Here is a 12,625-nt window from a genome sequence, read left to right on the forward strand (position 1 = left end):
GAACGAAGATCGACCAACTCCTCGACAGGGCTTTACCGCGCTGCCGTCGCTGCCGGCGCCGCCTAGGCGATGGTGCGCAGGTACCTGCCGAAGTGGGGGACGGTGAACGCGATCCGGCCGCGCTCACCGGAGTAGATGAGCCCCTTCTTGAGCAGGGCGTCGCGGGCGGGGGAGAGGGACTGCGGCTTTCGGTCGAGCACCGTGGCCACCGCGGCGGTGGGCACCGACTCGGTGTCGTCGAGATCCTCACCGCCGTCGGCGAGGCTCTGGGCCGCGTCGGCCATGGCTCGCAGGTACTCGCGCTCGGCCGGGGTGGCGCGCTCGAACCGGGAGCCGAAGAACCCGACGGCGAGCTCCGCCTCCGCCTCTGGCGCAGCGACTTTCACGTCCTCGACGGTGATGGGGGTGCGGGGCGCCACGTCCCACGCGACCTTGCCGTACGCCTGGATGAAGTACGGGTAGCCGGCCGTCGCGGCATACATGGCGTCCAAGGCCTCCGCCGTGAACTCGGCGTCCTCGTCCTCGGCTGGCGCGACGAGGGCGAGGTCGGCCGCACCGCGGTCGAGCCGGTCGATGCGCTGGTAGCGGAACAGCCTCTCGGAGTAGGACTTGGAGGCGGACAGCACAGCGGGCAGGTGCGGCAGGCCCGCTCCGACGACGATGACGGGCAGGCCCGACTGCGAGATCTCGTGGCAGGCGGCACAGATGGCCGAGACGTCGTCGGCGGACAGGTCCTGCATCTCGTCGATGAAGACGGCGACGCCGCGACCCACGTCGGCAGCCAGCCCGCCGACGTCGGTGAGCAGCTCGACGAGGTCGATCTCGATGTCACCCGAGTCGGCGCGACCCGTCACCGCCGGGGCGTCGATGCCGGGGTTCCACCGCTCGCGCAGCTTGGCGCCGGGCTCGGAGTCGCGTTGCGCGAACGCCTTGATGACGCCGAGCACGTGGTCGACCTGGTCGCCGGCCGGGTGGCCCAGCTCGCGGACGGCCACGTGGAGCGCGGCCGAGAGGGGGCGCCGCAGTCGCTGGTCGGGGCGCGCCTCGAGCTTGCCCGTGCCCCAGTGCGCGCGGACGGCTGCCGACCGCAGGGCGTTGAGCAGGACGGTCTTGCCGACGCCCCGCAGCCCGGTCAGGACGATCGAGCGCTCGGGGCGGCCTCGGGCGATCCGCTCTAGCACCACGTCGAACGCGTGCAGCTGCTCGTCGCGGCCGGCGAGCTCCGGCGGGCGCTGGCCTGCGCCCGGGGCGTAGGGGTTGCGAATCGGGTCCACGATCGGAGGGTATGGCGCTCTCTACGGTTTCCCTGAGATTTGGCGATACTCCGCGATCGTGTCGCGCTCGCCCCTCGCGAACCCAGCGGGGCGGCCCAAGTCGACCCCAAGTTCCCGCCAAGCAGCCACGGGCACGGTGATCCCACCACCAACCGCCGGACACCCCGGCCAGACCAAGGATCACTGGAGTCACTCACATGAACGTCCGCACCACGAAATTCCGCACCACGAAATTTCGCACCACGAACATCCGCAGCATGAACGTCCGCAGCCTCCTCGCCAGCACCGGCGCCGCACTCGCCCTCGTGGCGGTCGTTCCCGCCAGCGCGCACGGCGCGACGCTCGAGAGCATCGACCGCAGCCTCTTCGACGGCTCTCCTGTCGTGTCGGCCTCGAGCTGGCACTTCGACGGCCCGACCGCCGGACCCCTCGGAGGCGCACTCGACCTGCTCGTGACCGCGAGCGACGGCGCCTTCCCGACCACCCCTGGCACCTGTGAACCAGTCCAAGTGCGGGCCGACCTGCAGGTCAGCCCGGGCGAGGTCCTGACCGTGACCACGAACGGAGAGGCCTGTGCCCACATCGTCGACGCCAGCCTCACGGTCAACGCCCCCTTCGGCCGCGACGACCTGAGCTACGCGGGGTCGGCCCACAAGAAGGCCAAGGTCATCGGCGACGGCCTCATCGCAGCCAAGCACAGCTGGCTGGGCGGTCAGGCGAGCGTCTCGACGCAGGTCCGCTGGTGAGCCAGGGGGTGGACCGGGTCGAGGAGGGAGACACCGGGACCCGGTCCGCCCCACGAGGCCAAGGGCTCAGTGCCGGGAGCGGCGACGCACGATGTGGCTCACGACCGGTTCGACCCAGCCGGTCTCGCCGCGCATCCAGCGCCCAGCCACGAGGTTGTGCGGCACGACGACGAACGAGCCCTTGAAGCCCTCCGTCAGCGACAGGTCGGTCCCGAAGACGTCGGTCACCACCTGCCAGTCGAGGTCGGTGTGCCGGTCGAGGTGCACCCCGATGCCGATGGCATAGCGCTCGACGATCGCGGAGTGGTCCGGACGGGAATCCTCGTCGGAACTCGCCCACTGCACATAGGCCCGGTCCAGGCCGGCGCCCAGCGAGGCCAGGTCGTCGATGTCGACCCCCTCGGCCTCCAGGCCCTCGATGCCGGCCCTGATCCGCGCTTGTTCGTCGTCCCCCAGCGGGTCGACGATGGGGCGCAGGGAGGCCCCCATGTCGAGGGAGTCACCCGCCTGCGGGAGGGTGCGCTCGGGCTCCTCCGCCGGAGGCGCGTCAGGCTCGTCGTCGCGGCGACGTCCGAACCAGGCCATGACCCGGCCGCCGCTACTTGACCGACGGGGCGCCGGCGTCGGCGACGAGCTGCTTGCCCGCGCCCTCCCACGCCTTCATGCCGCCGGCGAGGTTGGCCACGTCGAAACCCTGCTGGCTGAGCCAGGCGACCGCCCGCGACGACCGTCCACCGCCACGACAGACCACGGCCAGCGTCGTGAGGTCGGTGTCCGGCAGGTCCCCGAGGCGGGCGGGCAGGTCACCGAGGGGGATGTGCACGGCACCGGGTGCGTGGCCGGCGTCCCACTCGTCCTGTTCGCGCACGTCGAGGATGAGGGCGTCGTCGGCGACCTCGGCCACCGAAACCTGGGGGATGCTCATGTGCCCATGTAACCACCCCCGCCGGAAATGCGGTGTGCCCAGGCACCCGACCCCGGCACAGTGGTGTCGTGACCAGCAGCGACGCCGCCATCGAGCGGGTCGTCGCGACCGCGGCGGACCGGATCGGAGACCACCCCGCGCTCGCGCCGATCCTCGTCGGCCTGCCCGCGCTGCTGGCCGACCTCGGGGACCGGTGGGCGCTCACGCTCGGCGAGGTCTTCGACGAGGGCCTCGGTGGCCCGGTGCTGGCCGTGGAGTCGCAGGGCCGACCCGCGGTGCTTAAGATCGGCCGGACCGGGCCCGCCTTCGCCGCGCAGGTCGGCACGATGCAGGCTGCCGGAGGTCGTGGGTATGCCGTGGTGCTCGCGGCCGACGTCCCCCGAGGTGCCGTGCTGCTCGAGAGGCTCGGCCCGAGCCTCGCCTCCGCCCGCCTGGCGCCGGACGAGCAGGTCCGTCACCTCACCACCGCGTTGCGCCAGGCGTGGGAGGTGGAGCCGGGCGGCGTCCCGGACCTGCCGCACAGAGGTGACAAGGCCACGGAGCTGGTGGGCATCGTCGAGCGATTCCGCCGGACCGAGGACGACGAGCGGTGGGGCGGCGCCCTCGACCAGGCGGTCGAGCTCGGCCAGCACCTCGCGAGCACCCGGGACCTGCGGCGGGACGTCCTGTGCCACGGCGACCCACACAGCGGGAATGCGTTGCTGTCACAGGGAATCCCTCGCTACAAGCTCGTCGACCCCGACGGCTTCCTCTGCGAGCCCGAGTACGACGTGGGCGTCGTGCTGCGGGACTTCAGCAGGGAACTGCTCGGGGTGGGCGGTCCTCGGCGCGCGCGCGAGCTGCACGCACGGCTGACCCGCCAGGCGGCGGAGGCGACCGGGACCGACGCGGAGCGGGTGCGGCAGTGGGCGTTCGTCGAACGCGTCACGACGGGGCTCTACCTGCGGTGGTTCGAGGACACCGACACGGCGCAGTCCTTCCTCGACGCGGCCGAGCTGCTGCTCGAGTGACCTCGGGTCACCGCTACTTGAGCAGGCGCGACATCCGGCGGTCGGCCAGCGGCTTGCCGCCCGTCTGGCACGTGGCGCAGTACTGCAGCGACGAGTCGGCGAACGACACCTCACGCACCACGTCGCCGCAGACGGGGCACAGCTCGCCGGTGCGGCCGTGCACCCGCATGCCCGCGCGCTTGGCGTCCTTGAGCTCCTTGGCCGGCTTGCCGGACGCCGTCGCGACCGCAGCCGACAGGGTGTCCCGTAACGCGGCATACAGGCGGTCGACGGCGGCGTCGTCCAGGTTGGCGGCCATCGCGAACGGCGACATCTTCGCCACGTGCAGGATCTCGTCGGAGTAGGCGTTGCCCACCCCGGCGATGAACCCCTGGTCGCGCAGCAAGCCCTTGACCTGGGACCGCTTGCCGGCGAGCAGCTCGCCGAACACCTCGCGCGTGAACTCCGCCGCGAGGGGGTCGGGTCCCAGCGTCGCGATGCCGGGGACGTCGTGGGGGTCGCGCACGAGGTAGGCCGCGAGCCGCTTCCTGGTGCCGGCCTCCGTCAGGTCGAACCCCGACGCGTCCGAGAAACGGGTCCGCAGCGCGATGGGGGACTTGCCCGGTCGCAGCACCGTGTTGGGCACGGCGTCGGACCAGCGCAGCCAGCCCGCGCGGGCGAGGTGGAAGACGAGGTGGATGCCGTCGCAGTCGAGGTCGACGAACTTGCCGTGGCGCGTCACCGCGTCGACGGGGACGCCGCTCAGCGCCTGGGGTGGCGGGTCGAACGTCTTGAGCACCGAGAAGGACCCCAGCTCGACCGAGGTGACGGCCAGCCCGACGACCCGCTCGGCGAGGAAGTCGACGAGCGCCTGGACCTCGGGCAGCTCCGGCACGTCGTCATTGTGTCGCAGCGGCCCGCTCGGCGCAGTCAGGCGGCACCACCGGTTCGGCAGCCCCCGCGGGTGGCAGCATGGGTCCGTGACGACGACTGCCCAGGCCCCGGAGCTCCTGCGACTGAGCACCCACCGCGGACGGCTCGTGCTCACGACCACGGTGCTGGGCAGCGGCATCGCCCTGCTCGACGGCACGGTCGTCAACGTCGCACTGCCCACCATCGGCCGCGACCTCGACGCCGACCTCGCCGGCCTGCAGTGGGTCGTCAACGCCTATGCCCTCACCTTGGCGGCCCTCATCCTGCTCGGAGGTTCCCTCGGCGACCGGTTCGGTCGGCGCGCCATGTATGCCGTGGGCGTGGGTGCGTTCGGTGTGGCGTCGGTGTTGTGTGCCCTGGCCCCCAGCATCGGCGCCCTCATCGGCGCGAGGGCGGTGCAGGGCGTCGCGGCTGCCCTGCTGGTGCCGGGCAGCCTGGCGATCCTGCAGGCGTCCTTCCACCGCGACGACCGGATGGCCGCCATCGGGGCGTGGACCGGCCTGCTCGGAGTGGCCTCCGCGAGTGGCCCGGTCGTGGGCGGGTGGCTCGTGGAACGTGACTGGACGTGGGCGTTCTGGCTGAACGTGCCCCTGTCGCTGGCTGTCGTCGCCTTGGCCGTGACGGTGGTGCCCGAGTCCCGGAACCCGTTGGCGGACAAGCACTTCGACGTGGCCGGCGTCGTGCTCGCCGTCCTCGGACTGGGGGCCCTGACCTACGCCCTCACGTCGCCCGGCGAGGGCCTGCGCACCATCCTCGTCGCTGCGGTGGGGGTGGCCGCCCTCGTCGGCTTCGTCCAGGTGGAACGGCGCTCGCCCCACGCCATGGTGCCGCCGAGCCTGTTCCGCAACAGGGTCTTCACCTCGATCAACCTCGTGACGCTGGTGGTCTACGCGGCGCTCTCGGCCGCGCTGCTCTTCCTCGTGCTGTTCCTGCAGACCGTGGCGGGCTGGTCCGCGCTCCAGGCCGGGGCCGCGACGCTCCCGCTGAGCCTGGTGATGCTGGTGCTGGCGCGACGCTTCGGGTCGCTCGCGGCCAAGAGCAGCCCACGCCCGTTCATGATCGGTGGGACCCTCGTCGCCGGGGCGGGGTTCGTCCTCCTCGGCCTCTCGCCGAGGGAGCCGTCCTTCGCCTGGCACATCCTGCCCGGCATCACGCTCGTCGGGCTCGGCCTCGCGATGACCGTGGCCCCGCTCACCGGCACCGTGCTCGCGGCAGCACCGGACGAGCTGGCCGGGACCGCGAGCGGGGTCAACAACGCGGTGTCCCGCACCGCCGGCCTGCTGGCGGTGGCGGTGCTGCCGACCGTCGTCGGCCTGAGCGGCGAGGACTACGCGGACCCGAATGCGCTCGCGCCCGCCTACCGGGTCGCGATGCTCATCTGTGCGGTGCTCATGGCCGTCGGCGCCGCCCTCACTGCCGCGGGGCTGGCCGCCCGTGCCGAGACGCCGTGCGCGGACGCGCCCCACCTGGACCTGACCGCCCGCTGACGCAGTGTGTCTGGCTGGACGGGGGGCGGCTCCTCAGCCGTCGGCCGGTTCGCCCAGCGCGACGCGGAGCAGCCGCACCAAGCCGTACCCGTCGCCGGCACGGCACACCGGGACCTCGCGGTGGTGGCGGTCGCGGGCCGGGATGAACTCCTCGAGCGAGACCGGGAGGCCGTGCGACAGCACCTGCTCACTGGGGGTGAGCTCGCGGATCGCGATGGCGTCTACCCGGTCCGGTCGCTGCTCGGCGAAGTCACCGTAGATCTTGGGGTCGTGCTGGCCGTCGTCGCCGACGAGCACCCACCTGATCGAGGGCAGCTCGTTCGCGAGTCGGTGGAGGCAGGCCCGCTTGTGGTCCTGGCCGCTGCGGAACCACCCGGTGTTGGTGGGACCCCAGTCGGTGAGCAGCAGGGGGCCAGCCGGGTAACCGTGCCGGCGCAGGAACCGGGTGAGGGTCGGGGCGGTGTTCCAGGCGCCCGTCGAGACGTAGACCATCGGGGCACCGGGGTGCGCGTCGAGCAGCTCGCGGTACATCGTGGCCATGCCGGGCACGACGTGGCGGGCGTTCTCGCTCTTCACGAAGGTGTTCCAGGCGGCGATCATCGGGCGCGGCAGCGACGTCGAGATGACGGTGTCGTCGATGTCGCTGATCAGGCCGAAGGTCTGGTCGGAGCCGACCACCATCACGGCCGCCCGGATCGGCTCGGCGTCCGCCGCCTCGATCGTGGCCTCGTGCCAGCCGGGAGCCAGGCCGTGGCCCTTGACCTTGACGTCGATGTAGCCGCTGCGGTCCGAGCGCGAGTGCAGCCGCTTGTCGCCGAGCGTGATGACCACGGGGACGTGCATCGCCGGCGCCGTGATGAACGCGCGCCACCCCCGTCGCTCGTCCTCTGCCGACCGCAGCTCGGCGGCGCTCGCCCCGGCGTCCTCGCGGCCCTCCGCCTCGGGACGACGGGTCAGCAGCACGCGACCCAGGACGCGGGCGAACTCCTCGCTGCCGTAGCCGGTGTGGGCCACGACGCGCGTCTTCCACCCGCGGCGACGCAGGAGCGAGTCGACCCGGCGGTGCCAGGCGTCCTCGACGATCGAAGCAGCGTGCGGTCTGGCCATGCCCAGACCCTACGGCCTCGCCAACACGCTGTTGAACTGGTCCACCAACCGCTGCGCCGAGGCCCCCAAGCCGTCGAACTCGAAGAACCGTCCGGCGTGGCTCGCCATCAGCAGCGGGCTCCCGTCGAGGGCGAACTCGGCCGCGATGTCGAAGTCCTCGGCGGCCATCTCGCGACCGCGGTCGGAGTTGGCGAAGACCTCGATCGCTGGGCCGTCGAGCCCCAGCCGGGTGCCCACGTCGTGGAGCACCCCGGGGGAGCCGAGCGGCCGGCCGCGCACGAAGAACTCGTGCTGCACCTCGCGCAGGACGCGGGCGACCGGGGCGTCACCAGCCGCCATCAGCCCGATCAGGCCGGCGGCCGCGGCCGTGACGTCGAGCACCAGGTCCTCGTCGGTGAGCAGCTCGTGGAAACCCGCACCGAAGACCGTGCCCGTGGTCGCGGTGACGGCCGCCGACTGGGCGCCGAGCTCGGCGGCCGAGCACCCGGCATACCTGTTGTCGTTGACCAGCTCGACCCCCACGAGCTGGGACGCCTCGGTGAGCACGCCCTCGACGGAGGGCAGGTAGGCGTAGGACCACGGGTCGAACAGGTCGAGCACGTAGACCAGCAGCGTCGGCTCCAGGCCGCCGGGCGCGGGCGGGACGTTCGGCTCGACCGACCCCTCCGCAGGTGCCACGCAGCGGCTCCGACGAGACGGCCGACGCCCACCGAACGCACACCAGGGATCGACCCCGTTGGACCCTCGCATCGCAAACCTCCTGGGCAAACAAAAAAGCAACCGGTTGGCCTCGTGGGCCGACCCGGTTGCTTCAGGTGGCTTGCAGACTAACTCACATCGCCTCCGTGCGGGAGGACTGAGCCTCGGCAACCAGCTGGGCGGCCAGGACGCGCAGCTTGAGGTTCTGCTCCTGGGACTGCCGGCGCAGCAGCTCGAACGCGACCTTCTCGTCGATGGCGTGCCGACCCATGAGGACGCCCTTGGCCTGCTCGATGACTGCCCGGCTGGCCATGGCCTGCTCCATCTGACCAGCCACCGTGCGGGCCCCGGCGATGCGGACGGCCGCGGAGAGCGCGTCGGCGGCACGCTGGGCAGCCATCCGCACCAGCCTGATGTCGGTGCGGTCGAAGGCGTTTCGCTCGTAGCCGTAGAGGTTGAGGGCACCGAACCGGCGACCGTCGGCCTCGAGCGGGAGAGCCAGCAGCGTCTGCACGTCGCCCGGGTCGCAGCCGTCCATGAACGCAGGCCAGCGCTCCTCACCGCCCGCGAAGTCGACGAGGTTCTCGCGACCGTTGCGGAAGGCGTCGAGGCACGGGCCGTCGCCCACGGCGTACTGCACGGCGTCGATCTCGAGGGTGCCGGCTGTCGTGTAGGCGGCCGTCCGAGGACGGTCCTCCATGACCACGGTGACCCCGACGGCGTCGCAGCCGTCGATGTTGGCGTTGACCGACGCGACCAGCCGCTCGAGGAACGGGGCGAGGTCGTCGAGGCCCTCGAGGTTGCCCGCGAGCTCCTGCATGAGGCGTTCCGCCTGCGCCAGGCTCCGGGTGCCGGCGTCCTCGTGGATGGCCTCCGCCTCCTGGGCGAGCTCTGCCTCAGCCGCCGCCTCCTGCGATGCCCCCGCCTCAGCCTCCGCCTCCCGAGCGTCCTCCGCCTCAGCCGCCTCCTGCGATGCCCCCGCCTCAGCCTCCGCCTCCCGAGCGTCCTCAGGGGTGGTCGTCGTGTTCACATCACAACGGTATACCGGCAGTTGAACGAGCTACGGCCAGATCGAGGCGATCCATTCCGGGTGGTCCACGAACGGGTTCCGGTTGTGTTGCCAGGTGTCGTAGATGACCTGGTTTCGCCGCTTTTCGAAGGCGTCCGGGGGGTCGCCCGCGCTCCACGCCTTGAGGACTGACAGCCTGCCGATGGCCGGCGCCGTCCCGTTGTTCACCGACTCGTTGGGCTCGAGGTTCGGCCAGCCGTCCTCGCCCTCGTAGCGGACCGCCATGTAGAGGATCATCCGGGCCACGTCGCCCTTGACGGCGTCGCGCGGCTCGAACGAGTCGGCGTCCCGCCAGCAGTCGCCACACTGGTTGACCGCCGTTCCGCCGTTGTCGAAGTCGAGGTTGCCGCGGTCGGAGTTGACCGTGACGTCCTCGGGGCGCAGGTGGTGGACGTCGGTGCCCGGACCGTTGACCGTGCCGAAGTCGCCGTGGCTCTTGGCCCACACGTGCTCGCGGTTCCACTGGTCGACGCCGCCGCCGTTGTCCGACTTGGCGATGGAGCGACCCGAGTAGATCTCGATGACGTTCGCCGGGTTGGCCGGGTCCTGGTCGGTGTCCTTGAGCGCGTCCCAGACCTGGTCGTAGGTCAGGACGGTCTGGTTCCTGATGATCGTGTGCAGCGAGGTGCGCAGGGAGGTGCCGGTCCTGCCGACTGCGCCCGCGTAGTACGTGCTGTCGTACGGCCCGGTCGTGCCCGTGGAGGTGGGGGTGGTCGTCGTGGTCGTGCCGGTCGTCGTCGTCGGCGGTGGGCCGCCCGCGGCGCTGATCGCCGTCGGCGTCTTGAGCCCGGCGTGCGAGAAGTAGGCCGTCAGCTGCCCCGTGACGTCGACCTGGCGACCCATGTTCCCTGGGTTGGTCTTGAGCCCCCAGGCGGCCCGCCACTCGGTGGTGAGCTGGACGTAGACCATCTTCGAGGTGCTCGACTCGGCCGCGGTGTCTGCCAGCGCGATCGCGAAGTCGGCCGTGAACCCGCTCTTGTTCACCGTCGTCGTGGCCACTGGCTCGCCGACGATGTAGCCGCGCACCGTCTGCACCGAGCCGTTCTGGGTCGCGACCGCCTGCGCCACGGTGAGCGGCGTGGCCGCGAGCGCGGCGCGGGCCTGGACCGCCACCACCGCCACGAGGACGAGGACGAGAAGGGCCGCCACGCGGCCGAGGGGGAGGGTCCGCACGCGGATCGTTCGCTGCATGCGTGCACGCTCCCAGCCGCGCGGCATACGGAGGTTGAACGGCCGGTCAGGTGTCCTGCCGCGGTTGGCAAAGATCCGGTATGCCGCGTGGCGGCCCCCCGGTGCCCCTGACCTGCCCCTTTCGTCACGGCCACCGTGGTGCACCCGGGCTGCCCTTTCGCTCCCGGCCGGGTGCACGCGAGGATGACCGAATGAGCGGCGGGGAGGTCTTCCGGAAGGGGAGCGCCAGGGCGCCCGCGGGGTACTTCCGCTGGGAGGCCGCCGGACTGGCGTGGCTGGCGCAGGCACCGGCCGGGGCCAGGGTGGTCGAGGTGCTCGAGCAGGAGGAGGACCACCTCGACCTGCGCCGGCTCAGCTTCGTCAACCCGACCCCGCAGCTCGCCGAAGCGTTCGGGTCCGCCCTCGCCCGCACCCATGACGCCGGAGCTCCCGCGTTCGGTGCCGCACCACCTGGCTGGGAGGGCGACGGGTTCCTCGGGCCGGCCTCCGAGCTCCTGCCGTTGCGCCTGTCGCCCGTGGAGTCCTGGGGCGAGTTCTACGCCGGGCAGCGGCTGCTCCCCACCCTGTCGATGGGGCTCGATAGGGGTGTCTACCGTCGTTCCGATATTGGGCTGTTCGAGGCGATAGCGCGCCGGCTCGCGGCCGGCGAGTTCGACGACGGGAGCCCGCCGGCCCGGCTGCACGGTGACCTGTGGGCCGGCAACGTCCTCTGGACGAGCGACGGTGGGGTGCTCATCGACCCTGCGGCCCACGGCGGCCACCGCGAGACCGACCTGGCCATGCTCTCGCTGTTCGGCTGTCCGCACTGGGACTTCGTCATCGGCGGCTACCTCGACCAGCACCGGCTCGATGCGCAGTGGCCGCAGCGGGTGGCCCTGCACCAGCTGCACCCGTTGATGGTGCACGCGGTGCTGTTCGGCGGCGACTACGCGGCCCGGTCGATCGCCCTGGCCAAGCGGTACCGCTAGGTCGTGTCTCGAGCGGGGCTCTACTCCAGCAAACCCCGGACGAACGCGGCCTGGCCCACGTGCTGCTGGTCGTCGTTGACGATGCTGACCAGCCGCACGCCGAGCGTGACGGGCGGGTCCCAGCGGTCGTCGACGATCCGCCCGAGCTGCTCGGGGGTGAGGTCGGCGACGTAGCCGACCGACTGCGAGTGCACGGCGTCGTGATAGGCCATCAGCTGGTCCGCGGTGAGGCCCCGGACCTGGGCCACCTGGTCGCTGGTGTGGCCGTAGCCGTGCTCCTCAGGCGCGAAGGGCAGCCCGAAGTCGGCGTGGAAGCCCTGCGCCGTCCAGACCTGCTCGAGGTCGGCGACCTCGGCGATGTGGTCGTCCTGGATCCGGGTGAGGTGCCACACCAGCCAGGCGATCGAGTTCGCCCGCGGCGACGGCCGGTGGGCGAGCTCGTCGGGGGAGAGGCCCTCGACGGCGGCGTGCACCCCGTCGCGGATCCGTTCGAAGCTGTCGACGAGGAGCTCACCGAGGGTCATGGTCCGAGCCTAGACTGACCCGGACAGGTGAAGTCCGCTTCAAGTCTGGGGGGAGCGATGCAGACGACGGACCCGTTGACCGTCTCCGAGGTGGCGGCCCGCAGCGGCTACGCACCCTCGGCCCTGCGGTACTACGAGCGCGAACGGCTCATCGTCGCGACCCGGACCGCAGGAGGCCAGCGCCGGTACTCCCGCAGCGTGCTGCGACGGCTGGCCTTCATCCGGGCCGCCAGCACGGTGGGGCTCACGCTGGACGAGATCCGCGCCGAGCTCGACCGGCTGCCGAGCAACCGCACCCCGACCAAGGCCGACTGGCAGCGCATCTCACACCACTGGCGCGGCCGCCTCGACGAGCAGCTGGCCGCCCTCGAGGAGCTGCGCGAGCGGCTCGACTCGTGCATCGGGTGCGGCTGCCTGTCGCTGAAGTCGTGCGGCATCTACAACAAGGACGACACCCTCGCCGGCTCGGAGCAGGCACCGGGGGCGGCACGCTGGCCGGAGGCGCTGCGACGCCCCGCGCCGTGACGACAACGCACTGACCACCGCGCACTGACCACGGCGCACTAACCGCCGCGCACTAACCGCCGCGCACTGACAGCCGCGCGTGGACGACCGCGCAGCGGCGACCGCGCACTGACGCAACAGCCACCCCAAGTCACTCCCAAGTGGGGCACAAGCAGGTGGGCCGACTCTGGTCGCGACCCGTTCACCTG

At 71.8% G+C, this 12,625-nt stretch carries 14 protein-coding genes; 5 read left to right on the plus strand and 9 right to left on the minus strand.

The features are described from left to right. Positions 1–62 precede the first annotated feature (62 nt). Entirely contained in the window at positions 63–1,274 is a 1,212-nt protein-coding gene (locus AC1DV7_RS07375; RefSeq protein WP_477596094.1) for an ATP-binding protein, read from the minus strand. Between the two features lie 197 nt (positions 1,275–1,471). Between AC1DV7_RS07375 and AC1DV7_RS07380 the strand changes: the two genes are divergently transcribed. Next, a complete protein-coding gene (locus AC1DV7_RS07380) occupies positions 1,472–2,020 on the plus strand; it encodes a hypothetical protein (RefSeq protein WP_477596096.1) in 549 nt (182 codons plus the stop codon). Between the two features lie 66 nt (positions 2,021–2,086). On the opposite strand, the gene AC1DV7_RS07385 is transcribed toward AC1DV7_RS07380, so the two are convergent. Together AC1DV7_RS07385 and AC1DV7_RS07390 are read right to left on the minus strand one after the other, a co-directional pair. Next, the gene (locus tag AC1DV7_RS07385) at positions 2,087–2,605 is read right to left on the minus strand and encodes a DUF3806 domain-containing protein (protein WP_477596098.1); all 519 of its coding nucleotides are present in this window, start codon (positions 2,603–2,605) and stop codon (positions 2,087–2,089) included. Positions 2,606–2,618: 13 nt separating this feature from the next. After that, on the minus strand, positions 2,619–2,945 hold the full coding sequence (locus AC1DV7_RS07390) for a rhodanese-like domain-containing protein (protein WP_477596100.1): 327 nt from the start codon (positions 2,943–2,945) through the stop codon (positions 2,619–2,621). A gap of 68 nt (positions 2,946–3,013) precedes the next feature. Between AC1DV7_RS07390 and AC1DV7_RS07395 the strand changes: the two genes are divergently transcribed. Further along, positions 3,014–3,955, plus strand: coding sequence for an aminoglycoside phosphotransferase family protein (locus AC1DV7_RS07395; RefSeq protein WP_477596102.1), 942 nt, complete (start codon positions 3,014–3,016; stop codon positions 3,953–3,955). 13 nt (positions 3,956–3,968) lie between these two features. On the opposite strand, the gene AC1DV7_RS07400 is transcribed toward AC1DV7_RS07395, so the two are convergent. Further along, positions 3,969–4,829 carry an Fpg/Nei family DNA glycosylase gene (locus tag AC1DV7_RS07400; RefSeq protein WP_477596104.1) on the minus strand — a complete coding sequence of 287 codons (861 nt, stop codon included), beginning with the start codon at positions 4,827–4,829 and terminating at the stop codon, positions 3,969–3,971. Positions 4,830–4,914: 85 nt separating this feature from the next. Between AC1DV7_RS07400 and AC1DV7_RS07405 the strand changes: the two genes are divergently transcribed. Then, entirely contained in the window at positions 4,915–6,354 is a 1,440-nt protein-coding gene (locus AC1DV7_RS07405) for an MFS transporter (protein ID WP_477596106.1), read from the plus strand. Between the two features lie 33 nt (positions 6,355–6,387). Here the strand turns inward: AC1DV7_RS07405 and AC1DV7_RS07410 are convergent, their stop codons facing one another. From AC1DV7_RS07410 to AC1DV7_RS07425, 4 genes are all read right to left on the minus strand, one after another. After that, complete coding sequence (locus tag AC1DV7_RS07410) at positions 6,388–7,461, minus strand: App1 family protein (RefSeq protein ID WP_477596108.1); 1,074 nt, start codon at positions 7,459–7,461, stop codon at positions 6,388–6,390. A 9-nt stretch (positions 7,462–7,470) separates the two neighbouring features. Beyond that, the gene (locus tag AC1DV7_RS07415; protein ID WP_477596110.1) at positions 7,471–8,139 is read right to left on the minus strand and encodes a DsbA family protein; all 669 of its coding nucleotides are present in this window, start codon (positions 8,137–8,139) and stop codon (positions 7,471–7,473) included. A 154-nt stretch (positions 8,140–8,293) separates the two neighbouring features. Then, positions 8,294–9,190: a GAF and ANTAR domain-containing protein gene (locus AC1DV7_RS07420; RefSeq protein ID WP_477596112.1), complete on the minus strand. Its 897-nt coding sequence runs from the start codon at positions 9,188–9,190 to the stop codon at positions 8,294–8,296. Between the two features lie 30 nt (positions 9,191–9,220). After that, positions 9,221–10,420: an endonuclease gene (locus AC1DV7_RS07425; protein ID WP_477596113.1), complete on the minus strand. Its 1,200-nt coding sequence runs from the start codon at positions 10,418–10,420 to the stop codon at positions 9,221–9,223. A 191-nt stretch (positions 10,421–10,611) separates the two neighbouring features. Between AC1DV7_RS07425 and AC1DV7_RS07430 the strand changes: the two genes are divergently transcribed. Beyond that, the gene (locus AC1DV7_RS07430) at positions 10,612–11,388 is read left to right on the plus strand and encodes a fructosamine kinase family protein (RefSeq protein WP_477596115.1); all 777 of its coding nucleotides are present in this window, start codon (positions 10,612–10,614) and stop codon (positions 11,386–11,388) included. Positions 11,389–11,408: 20 nt separating this feature from the next. Here the strand turns inward: AC1DV7_RS07430 and AC1DV7_RS07435 are convergent, their stop codons facing one another. Continuing rightward, entirely contained in the window at positions 11,409–11,912 is a 504-nt protein-coding gene (locus tag AC1DV7_RS07435; RefSeq protein ID WP_477596117.1) for a mycothiol transferase, read from the minus strand. Between the two features lie 57 nt (positions 11,913–11,969). Here AC1DV7_RS07435 and soxR point away from each other — a divergent pair, with 57 nt between their 5' ends. Further along, the gene (soxR, locus tag AC1DV7_RS07440; protein WP_477596119.1) at positions 11,970–12,437 is read left to right on the plus strand and encodes a redox-sensitive transcriptional activator SoxR; all 468 of its coding nucleotides are present in this window, start codon (positions 11,970–11,972) and stop codon (positions 12,435–12,437) included. Positions 12,438–12,625: the final 188 nt, after the last annotated feature.

The sequence above is a fragment of the Pedococcus sp. P2_E4 genome (assembly GCF_056403935.1).